General features: G+C 50.8%; 10 protein-coding genes. 4 read left to right on the forward strand and 6 right to left on the reverse strand.

Annotation, left to right across the window (positions count from 1 at the left end):
• Window positions 1–23 precede the first annotated feature (23 nt).
• From acsC to ACYQ8U_RS08240, 5 genes are all read right to left on the reverse strand, one after another.
• A complete protein-coding gene (gene acsC, locus ACYQ8U_RS08220; protein ID WP_459945053.1) occupies window positions 24–1,364 on the reverse strand; it encodes an acetyl-CoA decarbonylase/synthase complex subunit gamma in 1,341 nt (446 codons plus the stop codon).
• Between the two features lie 84 nt (window positions 1,365–1,448).
• Window positions 1,449–3,662, reverse strand: coding sequence for an acetyl-CoA decarbonylase/synthase complex subunit alpha/beta (gene acsB / locus ACYQ8U_RS08225; RefSeq protein ID WP_459945054.1), 2,214 nt, complete (start codon window positions 3,660–3,662; stop codon window positions 1,449–1,451).
• Between the two features lie 44 nt (window positions 3,663–3,706).
• Window positions 3,707–5,725 (reverse strand): anaerobic carbon-monoxide dehydrogenase catalytic subunit, encoded by a 2,019-nt coding sequence (cooS, locus tag ACYQ8U_RS08230; protein ID WP_459945055.1) that lies wholly within the window; start codon window positions 5,723–5,725, stop codon window positions 3,707–3,709.
• An 87-nt stretch (window positions 5,726–5,812) separates the two neighbouring features.
• The gene (locus ACYQ8U_RS08235) at window positions 5,813–7,366 is read right to left on the reverse strand and encodes an acetyl-CoA decarbonylase/synthase complex subunit delta (protein WP_459945056.1); all 1,554 of its coding nucleotides are present in this window, start codon (window positions 7,364–7,366) and stop codon (window positions 5,813–5,815) included.
• A 189-nt stretch (window positions 7,367–7,555) separates the two neighbouring features.
• Window positions 7,556–9,496: an ASKHA domain-containing protein gene (locus ACYQ8U_RS08240; protein WP_459945057.1), complete on the reverse strand. Its 1,941-nt coding sequence runs from the start codon at window positions 9,494–9,496 to the stop codon at window positions 7,556–7,558.
• Window positions 9,497–10,435: 939 nt separating this feature from the next.
• On the opposite strand from ACYQ8U_RS08240, the gene ACYQ8U_RS08245 reads away from it, so the two are divergent.
• The 3 genes from ACYQ8U_RS08245 (at window position 10,436) to ACYQ8U_RS08255 (ending at window position 15,000) form a co-directional block, all read left to right on the forward strand.
• Complete coding sequence (locus ACYQ8U_RS08245) at window positions 10,436–11,830, forward strand: FAD-binding oxidoreductase (RefSeq protein ID WP_459945058.1); 1,395 nt, start codon at window positions 10,436–10,438, stop codon at window positions 11,828–11,830.
• A 17-nt stretch (window positions 11,831–11,847) separates the two neighbouring features.
• Complete coding sequence (locus tag ACYQ8U_RS08250; RefSeq protein ID WP_459945059.1) at window positions 11,848–13,152, forward strand: (Fe-S)-binding protein; 1,305 nt, start codon at window positions 11,848–11,850, stop codon at window positions 13,150–13,152.
• Between the two features lie 78 nt (window positions 13,153–13,230).
• Window positions 13,231–15,000: a YcaO-like family protein gene (locus ACYQ8U_RS08255; RefSeq protein WP_459945060.1), complete on the forward strand. Its 1,770-nt coding sequence runs from the start codon at window positions 13,231–13,233 to the stop codon at window positions 14,998–15,000.
• 84 nt (window positions 15,001–15,084) lie between these two features.
• Here the strand turns inward: ACYQ8U_RS08255 and ACYQ8U_RS08260 are convergent, their stop codons facing one another.
• Window positions 15,085–16,293: an acetate kinase gene (locus ACYQ8U_RS08260; RefSeq protein ID WP_459945061.1), complete on the reverse strand. Its 1,209-nt coding sequence runs from the start codon at window positions 16,291–16,293 to the stop codon at window positions 15,085–15,087.
• Between the two features lie 372 nt (window positions 16,294–16,665).
• On the opposite strand from ACYQ8U_RS08260, the gene ACYQ8U_RS08265 reads away from it, so the two are divergent.
• Complete coding sequence (locus ACYQ8U_RS08265; RefSeq protein ID WP_459945062.1) at window positions 16,666–17,838, forward strand: MFS transporter; 1,173 nt, start codon at window positions 16,666–16,668, stop codon at window positions 17,836–17,838.
• Window position 17,839: the final 1 nt, after the last annotated feature.

The raw sequence follows: 17,839 nt of genomic DNA on the forward strand, positions 1-17,839 counted from the left end.
GGCAATGTCTCTATGACATGTAATTATCTATTTTTCAGAAAGCCGGCAATATGCGCAGCCTCTCTTGGACCGACGACAATGTTCCAGCCCGGCAGTTCTTCTTCAACATCACCGGCAATGGCTGCCGCATACCCCGGAATAATCAATTCTTTGTGCTTCACTTTATCCATAATGCCGCACTTCTTGACGAACAGACCCACGTCATCCCCGCCAAATTTACCGGCAGCCCATGCAGTCAGTACCGAAAGGCCCTCGGAATCCTTGACAAGCAGCCAGGATGGTACTTTGCTTGCCTCGATCTCACCGGAGACAATAAAATATGTCAGGGCAAAGTTGGTGGTTACAAGTACCGGTGAATTCTCATCCGGTGTACCAATTTCAAAAATACCTTCAGTAACCGTCATCGGCCGCTGTGGATCAGTATAAATATTCAGACGTTCGAGCAACAACGGGAAGATAACTTCGGTGGTCAAATCGGACATAACCACGATACCGCCATATTTAGCGACAAACATACTGGCAATGAGGCCTTCCATGGCAATATTGGAGGCCATTTCACATGGAAAGCAAATGGTTGGGAAACCAAGCGAACGGTTGCCGTCTTTTAAGGCAGCCCGACGAATGGCAACCTGGTCTTCCAGAGCCTGCTTGACTTCTCGCGAACCTGGGTCAATGACCAGATCTTTGAGTCCCATACCAACCAGCTTGTCGGTAAGGGCAATAAGGCCCTCAACAGAACCGGCTTTAACCGCCAGTGGAAGCCCATTGTCGAGGGCGATTTTACCGAAGGCATCGACGTTGGCCTCGGTCGCGGCATAGATTAACGGCCGCTTGAAACCGGTAGTAGCAACTGCTCCGCTGATTATCTCGGCACTTTCACTCATAAGAATGAGGTTAAACTCTGAAGTCTCGGCGATAAGTTTTGCCAGAGAAGCAAAAGCGACTCCGTCACCGTTGACATCCTTGAGTGCGACAAGTTCTGGTCTCAAATTCAGACCTACACGCTCGTACTGCAGCGCATTCCAGGACTTCAGTTTTGCCTGGACCTCAGCTTCGGCACTATCCGAGGTGATAATTCCGGCAAACATGGTTGGATTAAAAAATGTCTTCTCATGTCGATAAAGAACTGTCTCCCCACCGGTCTTTGCCGCACGGACACCTTTACCAACAGCTACCGGACGGATTGGCGGAGCAGAAGCTTCGGCAAGCTGCGCCCTGGCCTCATCGGATACGTAGGGGCATTGATCTAGTTCAGCTTTGCTAGACGCGAGGTTCATAGCAAATGCGAGGCATGTTGGTACCCCACACTCCTTGCAGTTTGTTTTAGGCAGGAGTTTGAAGATTTGTATTCCTGTTAACGCCATTTGTGTTGTCTCCTTAAGTATATTTCACAACTGGATGTACCCGGTTTTATCCAAAGAATAAAACCGGGTCCCTCGCTCAAAAAATTATTCCATGATTGAAGGCATGCTCAGGGCAGGATGTCCCTTTTCCTTGAGCCATGGCAAAATCTCGTCTTCAGTGACACCGATGGTCTCATCGGCAATCATATCAGCAAAATTCTCAACGCCCATTTCCGCGCCTCTGGCGTTCAATCTATCACGGATCTCATCTTTGACAACTTTAGGCATCCATACCATTCGGAGTAATCCACCATCACCGAGGATGAACTTTTTCTGGGTGATATTGAATTTAGAATGACCAACAAATCCAGGGGAAGAAGCACCACCGCCCATAACACCGGCAAGCGTGGTAAATTTCATACCGGATGGAGTCTCACCGGTATAATCACGACCAACAGTCATGATACCGTTACAGCCGGGAAGCATGGCAGCAATACACTCGCAACAACCACAAGTGGTCATAGGAGCATGAACCATAGAATAGAAGTTGTAAGTGTCGACTGCGCCCTTAGATGCACCTTTAATGAACTCATCAACACCTTGGAAACGGCCTAGAACCGGATCAAGTACTTTCCCTTTCAGAACCGGCTGGTTGGGACCGGTCGGATTGATTTCATAGGAGGCTTTACAATCCATCCAGTTATAGGCGCCGCACAGTCCGGTTCTCTCAGGACTTACCGTACAGACGTGGCTCGGTGCAAATGACTGACAGAGACTACAGGAATAAAAAGTCTCAACGTCCTCATCGGTCATCTTGTCAACACGTTCATCGCGGACTTTATATTCAGCCCTGGCTCTGGTTGTCAGCTTGTCAACATCTTCCTTTTTGGTGTAGAGCGTTACCTGCACCTTGTCGACAATCTTCTGGAAGTCCTGATGGAATTTGGCATGCAGCACAACACCAATATGTTTCAGGGAGAACCCTTTTTCAACTGCAGATTTACTGACACGTATCCAAGCGATATCGCGTTGACCTATATGCATGATTCCCTGGATATAGTTGATCAGATGGTGCATCTGACGCTCCATGATCGGCTCGAAATCCGTCTGGAATTCACGCCCGGCAATCTGCACAAACATACCAAGCGGCAGCACATCGCCTTCCTTCATGTCCCCGATATCAGGTCCCACGATGGTAACCTTGCCATCTTCAATCTCACCCATATCAGCCATGTTGACCAATTCGGTACATTGAGTCTTACCACCACCCATCTGACCAAAAAGATCACCGCCACGAACACGCTCACCCTCAAAGGCTGGTCCAAAAGCCATGGGGATATCGATTTCAGTGACATTGATCTTCAAACCACGAACCTCAACGGACTTCTGACAGATCTCATCATGCGGTACATTGGCAACAACATGCTCATATGTACAGATACCTGTTGGCAGAATCTCAGGAATATCAGTATCGGCAAGCGTTGGAAAGCCCCAGTTAACACAACCGGCAGCAGCAACTGCCCACTCAGTTCCGACATCGCCCAGCGCGTTGACAAAGGCAAAGATACGGTTCTTGTTGTACATCAACATTTTACGATAGTCACCCGGCTGAACACCACCAAAGGCCATTGCCGCTCTATTGGCAAAGCCGAGGGCGAAGACCGCCGAAGAGATGTCCGGACCAAAAGGCACGATTCGGGTATTCCAACCGATCTGCATACCGGCCTCGAGGCACTGCTCGATCACTGTCTTACCGTTGTGGTTAGCTGCACAGAAGATATAAAGGTTTTTCCTCTGATAATCTTCGACGATCATTTTGGCAATCTCGGCATTGGGAGCGGCACCAACAATTGCCGCAAAACCGGGAGCCGAGCCGTCAACGAATTCGACACCACGCTTTCTAAGTATAATGTCACTGGCAGGACCAACCCAGATTTTTCCGGCATCGATATCCGGATCTTCCGCATCTAAGTAAAAATCAGGCTCTCTGAGGATGCGTAAAGCCTCTTTTATTTCATAGGCAAAGATACCGGCCATACCTGCATCGAGAAGCGGCCCGAGATACGGCAGGTTATTGCTTCCTTTGATATGGGGCGGCAAAAGTCCACGGGCAAATGCCATGGGTTTTTTCAGATCTTCCAGGGTCTCGCACTTCATTCCGGTGAGAGAATAGATAACCGGAAGATAGTATGCGGTGTTGGGAAATCCAATTTTCGTGCTGGCGTCATAGGTCTGAAGCGCTCTTTCAAGGTCACCTTCGACCTGGGACACGACCTTGTACCCGCCCTGTATAGCTGCAAATGCTACTAATTTCGACATGCTTTACTCCTTATATTAGATATAACGTAATTGTCCCTATTATATTATTCCATTCCAAGGGCTTGTCTGTCAGCCATGTCCATAAGAACTCTGTCACGAGCCTTATCGATGCCAAGTTCCTTACGTTTCTTGTCAATATGGGCGATCATCTTGCGGGCGTGCTTGATCGGATCGGGCTCACAATCCCACATACCGCCATACATTTTCTCCATCTCTTTATAGAGGTAATCCTTGAAGACCGGGGCGCCTTCCACAGGCATATGGTAACCAAAAACGGTGTAGACACCTGAAGCGACAAAATATTGCCCGATAGAGATGGCCTTCTCACTCATCCATTCAGGCGCACTACCGGCAGCCGGCAGGTCACAGATATCCTTGCCGAGTCCGCCCGCTTTGACAACTTCAGTTGCGGCCAGCAGGATACGGCTGTTATCAACACAGGAGCCAAGATGGAGCACCGGAGGAATACCAACGGTTTCACAAACCTCTTTGAGGCCAGGGCCACAATGTACAGCAGCCGACTCAGGCGTACAAAGACCGTGCATACCTGCAGCGATTGCGCTACAACCAGTAGTCAAGACGATGACATCGTTCTTGATCAACTCTTTGATGATGGTGATGTGCTCTTCATTATGCTTGGTTCGAGCATTATTGCAGCCAACAACCCCGGCGATGCCACGAATACGGCCATTAATGATATTGTCATTCAAGGTGAAATAATCCCCACGGAAACTCCCACCAAGATGATATTTAATCGATTCCACACCAAAACCGGCGATCTGGCTTGATTTATGGCGAGGGATCATCACCTCGGAACCACGGTTTTCGAAGTTGTCAATAGCAATCTTGACGATGCGAATGGCATCTTCCATAGCATGATGCTCATCAAACTCGATATGCAGCACATTCGGCTGCTCCATTCTGGCGATTGGATGAGTGGTTATCAGTTTTGTATGAAAGCATTTGGCAACATTGGCCAGATTCTGAAAAATACACTGGACGTCAACGACCATTGCATCACAGGCACCGGTAATGATAGCCAATTCCTGCTGCAAAAAGGTGCCAGCCGGTGGAACGCCATGGCGTTGCAGTACTTCATTGGCGGTACAGCAAATACCAGCCAATTGTATTCCTTTCGCTCCCTTTAATTTGGCATAATCGACCAATTCCTGCGATTGTGCCGCAGCAACGATCATCTCGGACAAAAGAGGCTCATGGCCATGAACGATGATGTTTACATGGTCTTCTTTCATAACTCCCAGATCAGCCTCAGCCTGCAGAGGAGAAGGAGTACCAAACATAACGTCCTGCAAGTCGGTTCCGATCATGGATCCACCCCATCCATCGGCCAGAGAGGCACGGGTTCCCTGCTTCATCAGATTTTTATAATCCTGATCAACGCCCATATGGGTCCGATGCATGATTTCAACGATCTCACGATCGACGTTACGAGGAATAACACCTTGTTCCGCCCACTTATCCTGCAGTGGTTGCGGTGCCCTTTTGATCATATGCAGATGACCAGTGGGTTTTCCCCATTCCGCTACAGCTATTTCGCCAACAGCGATGGCAATTTCTTTGATATCACGATCTTTTACCACTCCATCAACTTCTACTGTTGTGGCAACACCATAATACGGTGCAATCTGAACGAGTTTAATCGGATCTTTAATCTTGTAATCTTCAACTTCTCCTTTTGCAGCGGCCAGAAAAGTGATAGCGACATTACGACCATGATCAGAGTGAGCGGCTGCTCCACCGGCAATCATACGAATAAAGTTTCTGGCACAAATGGTGTTTGCCGTAGCACCACAAAGGCCTTTACGGGTGTCTTCACCCTGAATACCATCTTTAGGCAACGGCAGTCGGCAAGGACCCATCGCGCAGTTTTTACAGCAGATACCCTGCATACCGATAGCGCAGGGCTTCATGGTTACAGCACGATCAAAGACAGTTTCAACGCCGAGCTGTTGAGCTCGTCGGATCATTTCCTGAGTTGACGCATCAATAGACGCCGTACTTGCGTCAGCTAATTTAACAATTTTTTCTTTTACTTCTGCCATATCGAGGTTCCTCCTCAAAGAGTTTTTGAGATTATCAATTATCTCAAGAGCTTTACAACGCTTTTTTATGCTAATTGATATCCAAACCTATTTTCTTTTGTGGAATCTATCCAGCATATCAAGGATTTTATCCTGAGCAGTTTTCTGCTCCGCTGCGGCGGTCATAGTCACTTCCGCAGCTGGTTGACTGGCCGCAGCCTCATCATGCGCTTTTTTAGCCTGAGCTCTCAGTCGTTTCAGGGCCTTTTCATCTTCTTCTCTCTTTTGCGCTTCTGCCATCAAGGCATCGGCCTCGGCTTTGGCTTTGGCTTTAGCATCGGCTTCAGCCTTAGCTGCCGCATCTACCTTGGCTTTGGCTTCGGCATCCGCTTTGGCCTTGGCATCCGCTTCAGCTTTTGCTGCTGCCTGGGCTTTTGCTTCCGCCTCGGCTTTCGCCTGCGCTGCAGGATCTACCGCCGGAGCCGCTTTGGCCTCGGCTTTAGGCTGTTCTACTGCAGGGGCGGCGGCCGGTGCTGCCGCAGGTTTGGCTGCAGGAGCAGCCGGGGCTGCTTTAGCCGCAGGTGCCGCTGCCTTGGCCGGCGCTGCTTTCTTTTCTTCTTCAGCGATGGTCAGATCCGGTGCCGGAGCAAGCGCGGCAAAGTCAATGTTCGCCTCTGCCAAAATCTTCGTGATGCCGGCAGAGTCTTTCAGTGAACCACCATCAGCGAGGGCATTAATGAATTCCTTGGCCATTCTGATCGCTTCAGGATGACGCATGATCAGAATATTGGAACCACTGAGCAGATAGGTAACGGCCCCGACGGCTTCCATCATAATGCCGCGTTTTTCCGGATCACCTAAAAGCGGGGCGTCGGCAGCGATCTGCTTCGCCTCTTTACATTTCCAAATCTCATTACCGAGGTTGTTGATCATGGGAAACTGGAGTTTTTCATCACCCTGGACCATTGCTGCCGTGGTTAATCTCTCCATTACCGAATAGGTATACTCCAGACCATAGCCAAGCCCACCGGTAGTGGGATCAACCAGAACTCTTTCCATCGGCATGCCGAGATTTTCCAGGAGGATGTTGACCTGCTTGGCAAGGTTGACATCGATCGGCGAGGAGGCGATGACTCCATGCCCATAGCCCATGGCCGCAGCACCAATACCTTTGTAGTTTTTCTCTTCAACAGGGCCCATAACCAGTTTATAGTCCTGGCATTTTTCGGCAATAACTTTAAAAACTGCTTCATCTTTGGCAGGATTGGCACAACCCCAGACGATAAGGGGAACACTGATTGCTTCCAGTACTTTTTTAACTGTTTCCGCGGCGGACTCAGGACTGGCGTCTTTATCGTTGGGATCGATGCTTTTCAGCTGAATAACGATGGCATCGGCGTTAAATACTTCGACGCATTTTTTAGCCCAGGCAGCAGGGTCGGAGATGACATCTTTGAAATGCTCCATAACCGGTGCAGGCCAGTCTTCCGGCTCAGTATCCCAGATCTCCATTGCAATGATGGGTTTGTTCGGCATGTCGCCTTCAAATGTATAGAAGGGAAAACATGTCTCGCCTCCCACAGTGATAGCTGCATCGTCTTTACCTATGGAAATTGCTTTGATGCCGCCGCTATAGGATTCCTTCTTTAGTTTAAATCCCACTTTTGCCTCCTTACTGGTGAGTAATTTTTCTCCTGAAGGTTGTGTGTATCTTCAATACCAACCTCCCCTTTTAACACTAGCCAAACAACAAGAGGTACAAAATGTTTACTGAAACTGTATAAATCACTTGTGCAATGCTTTTCTCCGCCTAAAACCGAATAAAAACAATATCTTAATAAGATCGAAAAACTATTTTCCTCTTGCCTTCATTCGCGCATTGAGCCGAGGAAATTTTTCAATTTCCGTGTGCGGCAGGAACATCGCTGCAATATAATTGTCCATATATGAATGTGTCTCGGAGAGTTCAAAATTGGTCATTTTCTGCGTCACCGCTACGACATCTTTACGAATTCGGTTGGTGAGCGAGCTCATACGCGCACCCATAAGTGATCCGTTGCCAATGAAAGTCACCCGTTCGGGATCAACCTCGGGCAGCAGGCCAAGGACCATGGCCTTCTCCAGATCAATATAACTGCCGAAACCACCTGCCAGGATTATATGTTCCACCATATCCATGGACAGGCCTACTTCCTCGAGCAGGGTCATGCAGCCGCTGTAAATTGCCCCTTTCGCACGAATAAGGTTATCCAGATCCGGCTCGGTCAGGGCAATGTCGCGGTCAATCTGGGTTTCGTCTTTCCAGGCGACGACATACTCCCAGACATGATTGTTTTTTCTGACCCGCGGCGTACCTAAATCACGATTAAATTTTCCTCTATTGTTTATCAGGCCCATTTCAAACATGACTGCGGCCATGGTGATCAAGCCGGAACCGCAGATTCCTTTTGGCCGGACATCGCCGATGGTGAAAATCATCGGATCAAAGGTAACCGGATTCAAGGAAAAATCCTCGATGGCGCCTTTGGCGGCGCGCATGCCGAACTCGATACCGCCACCTTCAAAGGCCGGCCCGGCCGAACATGCCGTGCAGGCCAGCCAGTCTTTATTGCCGACCACCAGCTCGGCGTTGGTGCCGATATCTAGAAAAAGAGTCAGCTCTTCTTTGCGGTACAGCCCCGAACCCATTACGCCGGCAACAATATCACCACCGACAAAACTCGATACCTGAGGATAGAGGAGCGCGATGCAATGCTCGTTAATGGTCACGCCTATTGATGTCGCGGTAAACGGCGGATAAAGGGTGGCTGTCGGCACGTAGGGTGCCCTGCGGATATTCCGGGGATCAATTGCAAGAAACAGCTGGGTCATGGTGGTGTTGCCCGAGAAGGTAATGGTCGAGATATCCTCCCGGTCAACTTTCGACTTACGAATTATCTTTTCAAGAACACTGTTTATGGTACTGACCACGACTTGCTGGAGCTTTTCAAGTCCACCGGGCTTCTCCGCATACATGATACGGGTAATGACATCCTCACCGTAACTGATCTGCCCATTGAAATCACCCGCTTCCGACAGACACTCACCGGTCAACAGGTTAATGAGCTGGCCATAGATGGTTGTCGTGCCGATATCCATGGCCACGGCATAATTTTCTCCGGTCTTGTCACCGGCCTGAACGTTGGTAATGAGATTTTTTCCGTCACTTCTGACAGGACGGATAATCGTGACGGTTACCTGGAAATCACTTTCCCGCATTGTTCCGGGCAGTTTACGAATAACCGGCAGGGTGAGTTCGAGCTTGTGTTCATTCGCTTCGAGCTTGAGATATTCGATGAGCCTGGTAACATCAGGCATATTATTCTGGGCATCGGGGGGCGAAAGCGTAAGGAATATTTTTTCCACCGGAGGGATAAAGAGCCCTTCCTCCTTCAGACTCTCGAAGTCCATCTGCTGAATGGTGGCAGTCCTGCGCGGGGTGGCCTGCAGGTTCATGACACTTTTGTCTATGGACGATTCAATCGGGATGCGAACGGTGACGTCTTCGCTGACTTTGGCGAGACAGGCCAGTCGATATCCTTTTTCGATATCCTCCTTACTGAGCCGCTCGGAGATCCCTCCGGTAACAGTGCCTTTTTCAACAAGAACACGACATTTTCCACAGACCCCCTCACCACCGCAGGAAGCATTAATGTGCACACCGGCCTGAAGAGCGGCCCGGATAAGACTCTCCCCGGAAGAAATGGTTATTACTCTGTCATAGGGAAGAAATGTTATAGTGCATTCACTCATGCGGCCTTACCTTGTCTCCCGGGGAAACGACTGGATTTAACTATCTTCTTTAATTCACTGCTCAGCGATATTTGACGACGACAGGATTTACCGCCATTATTTCTCAATAACGTACCAATATTCCTCGTGTTAAAGCACTGCAGTGGAAAAAGATACCCTCCGCGACTGCCCTTCAGCCAGCGTATAAACAACGGACAAATATATCATATATTTTCACACTTACAACTTGTAATTGGGAATTTTTGTTCATAGGGCGCCTTTGCCATACCGACAAACAGTTAATCTTTTTTCCTGTTATATCACATCACTATTTCTGATACCTTCTTATCCCCTTCCCATCTCCTTAATATCAGGTCAGATGTTGCCGCTATGGTCATCCTGCATATTCGATAGCGTAGCAAAAACACATGCAAAAACCCATTTTCAATCGTTCTGTCTGGCGGAAAATTGCCCAGCTAAAAAGTGATAAAAATTGCTGAGCCGCTCATTTTTTGTGTTTTTCTCCTTCTTCAATGAATAGAGTAGACCGACAGATCAAAGGTTACACAACCTACAACAGTTACTGGAACATGCACTCTGGCAACAGGCCCGGTATCGCCGTCGGGCTCAACACAGAGGACACGACACAGAAACACTTATATTGGTACTACCAATTGCTATTCCATGGCTCTCATCCAGACTACTTCTCTCCTATTTTGCACGTTTTCAAAGGAATTTCTCCAACACATGCTCTGCAGGTTATTTCTTATTGACAAGGGAATTGGTATCTTTTAATATTGGTACTACCATTAAATGACCCGGAGAGATTCCGGTCAAACAAGGGATACGTACCTTCCAGCGGCAGCAGTATGGGGCACTCCAACCCGATACCACTCCGAATTCGTCATAACTACCATGGAGCTGCCTTGCTCCTCTGTTTCTCAGTCAACGGAGTCTACCATGACCAAAAACCAAATTCAGCAACTGCAGGCTATCTTCAGCAATCAGAACGTTCTCACGGAACTTGAAGATATGATTGCCTACAGCTATGACGCCTCACATGTCGAAATCCAGCCGGAGGCGGTTGTTTTTGCTACCACCACCGAACAGGTGAGCCAGCTCATGAAATTTGCCTACCGGGAAAAGATTCCGGTGACGCCTCGTGGTCAGGGAAGTGGTCTGTCGGGAGGTTCGGTTCCATTTAAAAAAGGCATTGTCCTGTGCATGGACAAAATGAAGCGGATCATCGATTTCGATCCGGCCAACCGTCTCATCACCGTTGAAGCCGGCTTGACCACCTCTGATATCGATCCGATCGCCGCCAAAGCCAATCTCTTCTACCCCCCTGATCCCGGCAGTGTAACCTTTTCTACCATCGGCGGCAATGTGGCGGAAAATGCCGGTGGTCTGCGTGGTCTGAAATACGGCGTTACCAAGGACTATGTGAAGATGATGAAGGTCGTTTTACCCCAGGGCGATATCGTCACCCTGGGCAATAAATGCGTCAAACACGTCGCCGGCTTCAACATGGAAGGTATCTTCGTCGGCAGCGAAGGATTGCTCGGTATCATGACCGAAGTGACCCTCGCCCTGCTGCCCATCCCCGAGCACCGTGAGTCCGCCCTGGCGATATTTAACAGCCTCGATGGCGCAGCCCAGGCGGTATCGGACATCATTGCCTCGGGAGTCACTCCATCGACCATGGAGTTCATGGACAACGCCACGATCAATGCCATCCAGAATTTTAAAGATTGCGGACTTCCCCGCGACGGTGCCGCCGTACTGCTGATAGAGACCGACGGTGAGAAGAATTCCGCCATCGCCGAAATGGCCAAGGTCGAAGCACAGGTAAAAAAGAACGACATCCGCGAATTTGTCCGAGCGAAAACCACCACCGAGCGAGATCGCCTCTTCGAGGGACGTCGCGTCGCCCTGAATGCCCTGGCCAGTGTCAAACCGAATCTCATCCTGGAAGACGCCACGGTAATGCGCTCCAAATTGCCGGATATGGTGCGCGGCATCACCCGGATCGCCGAAAAATATCAACTGCAGATCGGTATCTTCGGTCATGCCGGAGATGGCAACCTGCATCCTACCTTTTTACTGGATATGCGCGACAAAGATGAAATGGCCCGCACCGAAAAGGGTGTAGCGGAACTGTTCCAACTGGCCATCGACCTGGAAGGCACCATCTCCGGAGAGCACGGCATCGGGCTGGAAAAGAAACCATTTTTGCAGAATCAGATCGGCAGTGAAGGAATCAGACTGCTGCAGAACATCAAAAAGACCTTTGACCCGCTCAACCTGCTCAATCCAGGCAAGATGTTCGACATGCCGGCAGAGCAAGCAGCGTAAGTGGGGGTGGATGAAAAATGACCAAGCACGTGAGCGTTAAACAACAGGCTGAAACCCATCTGCTTGAAGCGGCCAAAGAATTCCAAAAATGCATGCAGTGCGGCAAATGCCGCTCGGTCTGCCCGGTGTTCAAGGAGATGGGCAATGAATTGTATGTCGCCCGCGGCAAGAATAAACTTGCCGAAAAACTGGTCTCGGGGGATATCCAGATCACCCAGAGGGTCAAAGACGCCGTCAACGAATGCCTCAACTGCAAGACCTGTTCGGCCAACTGCCCCGCCGGGGTCAGCCCGGAGCATGTGGTGCTCAGGCTTCGCTGGTATATCACCACCCAGGAAGGGCTCGGCTTTTTTAAGGCACTCCTTTTCCGCCAGATGGTCTGGCGCAAATGGCCGATCACCCTGGGGGCGCTGCTGATCGGTCTTGCCCAGCGAGCCCTGTTTGGCATCGGTCCGAAAAATCCGGTGCGCTACCTCTTTCCGCTTTTCGGGTTTTCCAAACGAAGGTTCTTCCCCCAGATGGCGCTGAGAAGCGCGCAGAGCCAATATCCAGAGGTCATCCCCGCGAAAAAAGGACCCACCAAAGGGCGCATCGGGTATTTCACCGGGTGTGCCGGCAATCTGATATACACCAACGTGGTGAAATCGGTTGTCGACATCCTCACCGGCTACGGCTATGATGTGGTCATTCCGAAAAAACAGAAGTGCAACGGTACTCCGGTACTCGCCAACGGCGATTACGACGGGGCAAAGATGCTCATGGAACACAATTTCAAGTTGTTCCAGCAATACGATCTCGACGCAATCGTCGTTGCCTGCTCCTCGTGCGGCATGGCCCTGAAAAAAGAGATCAAGCTCTTCATCGACGACAGCAGGGAACTGCAGGACTTTACCAAAAAAGTCTATGATATCAATGAATTTATCGAAAATAATCTTGATATCAAACAAGAGGATCTGGGCAGGCTGCCCTATAAAGTATCGTATCACGATCCCTGCCATATGGTTCGCGGCCAGGGCATCAGCGAACAGCCAAGAAAGCTGCTGAAGATGATCCCCGGTGTGGAATTCAAGGAGATGAAAGATGCGGCGGTCTGTTGCGGCAGTGCCGGAAGCTACTGCATCACCCATTACGATACGGCGATTAAAATCAACAATCACAAAGTGAAAAATATCCAGGATGCCGAGGTTGACTGCGTGGCAACCGGTTGCCCGACCTGCGTCATGCATATTCAGGATAACCTGCAGCAGCATGAATCCGGTGAAAAGGTGCGCTTTGTCGTGGAAATGCTGGCCGATTCGCTGCGTGCCGGCAAAACAATTTAGTACCTTACAGATTGTTTTCTTGTTTTTTTCCAAGAAACAATCTGTCCTAAGGTACTTATCCCGCTTATCGGGGCTAAGATGAACGAAAAAACTCTTCTACCCGGAAAAGATCTCTCTTTGGAAGAAACCATTGCCAGGGCCACCGCCTTACTGGATACTCTCGGTCTTCGCACCGAAGCGGTGAGCTGGCTCAACCCAGCGCCTCACTGCTGGTCCGTCCATATCCAGTCTGCCGCCTGCCCCCATCTCTACACCAACGGCAAAGGGACGTCCCGCCTTGCCGCACTGGCCAGTGGGCTGGGAGAGTTTCTTGAGCGACTGTCCACCAATTTTTTCTTTGCCGACTATTTTTTAGATGAAAATGTCGATGATGACGAAAAACCTTACCTTTTTTATCCCGGGGAGCGATGGTTTACCGCCGCCGCAAACGACGCCATTCCCCACCAGGATCAACACGGAACGGCGCTGTTGAATGAACATTTGCGCACTTTCTATGACCCGGACGGCGAGCTCACCTTTACCCACCTGTGTGATAACAACAGCAACTCTGCCGACCGCGGCCTCTGCGCCCTGCCCTTCCAAGCCCTTGCCGACGGCCGGACAATCTATTTTCCGGTAAGTCTGCTGAACAACCTGTATGTCAGTAACGGCATGGCTGCCGGCAATTCCCCGGCCGAATGCAGCTCCCAGGCACTGTCTGAGATCCTCGAACGGTACGTGAAAAATATCATCATCAGAGAAGGTATAAGCCTGCCCGATGTGCCGCTTTCCTGCCTGCAGATTTACCCCAGACTCTGTTCCATCCTCGACTCCCTGGCCGAACAAGGTTTGTCCGCCCAGGTAAAAGATGCCTCGCTTGGCGGACAATTCCCGGTTATCTGTGTGCTGCTCACCGACTACGACAGCGGCGGCGCCTTTGCCGCCTTTGGCGCCAACTGCCGGTTCGAAACGGCCATTGAACGGACATTGACCGAACTGCTGCAGGGACGGACCCTGGATCGACTGCGCCTGTTCCAGCCGCCCTGTCATGACCTCAACCTGGTCGCCGATCCCTTTAACCTCGAAAGTCATTTTATCGACTCCGACGGCCTGCTCTCCTGGCATATGTTTCAGGAGAGTGCCGACTATGAATTTTCGCCCTGGGACTTCACCGGCACCACCGAGGAGGAATTTGCCCGGCTGCAGCGTCTGGTAACCGACAAGGGTTTCCAGATATATCGCGCCGAATATCTGCACTGCGGTATGTACAGCTGTCGCATCCTGGTGCCCGGCATGTCGGAAATTTACCCCATCGACGATCTGCTCTGGAACAATAAAGGGACCGGCGCTTCTCTTCGCCCGCATCTGCTGCGGTTGCCGGCCATGGATCACCACGGGCTGCGCGCCTTGATCGAGCTGCTGGAAACCCTTGATCTCAGCGACGAGCTGCTCCTCTCGCAGACAATCGGTATCGTCTTTGACGAACATTCAACATGGGCGACGCTGCGCATCGGCGAATTGAAGGCAATGATCTATCTGGCATTGCAGCAGAAAGAAGAAGCACTCGAATGGTGCAGCTGGTGCCTGGACTACGGCGCCCTGCCGGCCACGAGAAAGCGCCTCTATCGATTACTGCAGACCCTGCTCAATTTTCATCTGAACGGAGAGACTGTTGCCGACTATGGCCGGAGCCTGCGACTGTTTTACGCCGAGAAGGAAATAATAGCCGCGGAATCGGTTGTGCAGGCGACGAGCAGCTTCCCCGGGCTCGATTTCGCCGGGAGCTGGCAGGAGATCTCTACGGAACAGAAGAAGCTGCTGCAGATCTATGAACGGGTCAACGCCTTTAAGATGACTGCAGCGTCTTGATAATTGCTGCGTGTCAGGTAATACCAGGTAATTTCTTTAAGAAATTCCGGGATGGGCCGTATCTGCCCATCCTGGAATGTTTTTTTACTTCTCGAGGACGGCTTGCGCCTCCCGGGCGATGGCCAGCTCTTCATTGGTAGGAATGCCCCAGATCTGCACCCGGCTTTCCCGGCTGCTGAGCAGCGTCGGTTTTTTAATCCGCTGGTTATTGGCCTCAAGATCCATAATAATGCCGAACGGCTCCAGCCCGCGCAGGGTCATTTCCCGCACCACCTCATCGTTTTCGCCAATACCGGCAGTGAATATGATGGCATCCACCCGGCCGAGAACCGCCATAAACGCCCCGACATATTTTTTGTTGCGATATGTCTGAACCTCGAGAGCCAGCTTGGCCCTTTTATCGCCGTTGGCGATTGCCTCATGGATATCGCGCATATCGTTGAGCCCGCACAGTCCTTTCAGGCCCGAATCCTTATTGAGCATCTCGTCGATGGCCTCAATATCCATATTGCAGTTTCTGGCGAGAAAGGAATGAATGGCCGGATCGACATCCCCGCTGCGGGTGCCCATGACCAGCCCTTCCAAAGGGGTCAGTCCAAGGGTGGTATCGACACTTTTGCCGTTTTTCACAGCGGTCATGGAACAGCCGTTGCCGAGGTGAATGGAAATCAGGTTCAGTTCTTCCAGCGGTCTGCCCATCAGGCGCGCGCATGCGCTGGCAACAAACTTATGCGAAGTGCCATGGAAACCATAGCGACGGATTCGCTGCTTTTCATACAACTCGTAGGGAAGCGCATAATGGTAGGCGTGCGGCGGAATTGTCTGGTGAAAAGCGGTATCAAATATCGCCACCTGGGGGACCCCGGCAAACAATTCCTGCGCCACCCGTATGCCGTCGAGATTTGCCGGATTATGCAGCGGGGCGAGAGGAATGTTTTTCTCGATGGCCGCCAGCACATCGGCGGTGAGCAGAGTCGGTTGATGAAAATCTTCCCCGCCATGGACAACACGGTGGCCGATCGCATCGATATCGCCCCGATCGGCGATCACGCCCTGGCCGGGATCGGAGAGTATGTCAACGGCCATGCGCATGCCGCTTTTATGATCGGCAACCACGGTCGTTTTTTTGACCGTCATCTCATCGGCGGCACCCGGCCTGAGGGTACACTTTATCAGTCCTTCGGTTTCGCCGATTCTTTCAACAAGCCCCGATGCCAGAACAGATTCATCAGCCATATCGAGCAACTGAAATTTTATCGACGAACTTCCCGAATTAATTACGAGTATTTTCATTATTTCTTCACAATCCTTTTTTGTTCTGCATTCTGCCCGGACAACTTCCCGTAAATAGGAGAGCCGGATTAAAATTGAGCATCAGCTAAGCACTACCACTCATTCCGATTATATCGTAAGCCTATGTTTTAAGATCTGTATTTTAACATTATATCCTCTGTAATTCCAGCATACCTCCTGTTTGTTCCCTTTGCATCACCATTTGTACATTGGTCCAACCTTTTAAAAATGTTTTACGACGCCATCATCCTTGACAAAGCACATGGTGAAAGTATAACCGTTCACCGAAAAAAACAGCGCGTATTCTCGGGCAGACTCCCAATCCGGAGTTGCGCGAAACAGGTTCTTAACTTTACGATTTCAGGTGACAGCTTGAGATATATAATTCTTCTTTCCGCCGTCCTGATGCAGATGTGTCTTGGTGCGACCTACTCATGGAGCGTCTATGTGCAGCCGCTCAAGACCTTGACCGGACTGCAGCAGGGCCCGGTGCAGATCCCCTTTACCGTCTTCTATTTCATGTTCCCCTTGACAATGATCGCCGCGGGAACATTTCTACCAAAGATCGGTCCCCGGCTCAGTGCCATGATCGGCGGCGTGCTTTTTGGCGGCGGGTGGGTACTGGCCGGCCTCGGTATACACAATTTTATCTTGACCATCCTCGGCATAGGCGTATTGAGCGGCATCGGTGCAGGGATGGCCTATATCGTGCCGATCGCCGTGTGCATACGCTGGTTTCCAAAAAATAAGGGGCTGGTCACCGGTATCGCCGTGGCCGGTTTTGGCGGGGGTGCGGCCCTGGTCAGCCAGATAGGCGGGTGGCTCATGGAGAGTCTTGGCAGAACGCCGTTCCAGACCTTTTTCATTTTTGGTGTTGTTTTCATCGTTATTGTCGCCCTCGCCGGGTCAACGATGTGCTTTCCAAAAGACATCACCCTGCCCAAGCCGCGTCCGGCGGTCAAACTCGCCGAGCTTCTCAGCCATCCCGGTTTTCGCCTTCTCTATGTCGCTATGTTTATTGGTCTTGCTACCGGTTTTGCCGTCAATGCCAACCTCAAGGAACTTTTTCAGGGGGGAGGAAAGAGCATGCAGATCGGTATAACCGGCGTTTCGCTTTTTGCGCTGGCCAATGCCGCCGGCCGTATCGCCTGGGGCATGGTGTTCGACCGGGTGCAATCGGCAACCGCCATACAGGCCAACCTCCTTTTTCAGGCCATGGTCCTGCTGGCCGCTCCGGCCATGCTGCAGTCAGTTGCCGGCTTCTGGTGTTTCGCTCTTTTTACCGGCTTCAACTACGGCGGGGTGCTGGTCCTCTATGTATCGTCCGCCTCGCGCTGCTGGGGAGCCGAAAGGGTCAGTCAAATGTATGGCTGGCTGTTTTCCAGCAACATCGCCGCATCTTTCTCGCCAATCATGGCAGGTTTGGTTTTCGACCGCTTGCACAGCTTTACCCCGGCCTTGTTCGGACTGGCCGGCTTACTGCTTGTCTGTACCGTCCTCGTGTATCGCCAGGGCCATCTGGTCAACCTTGACTTCCAGGAGTAAG

The sequence above is a fragment of the Desulfocastanea catecholica genome (genome assembly GCF_054657295.1).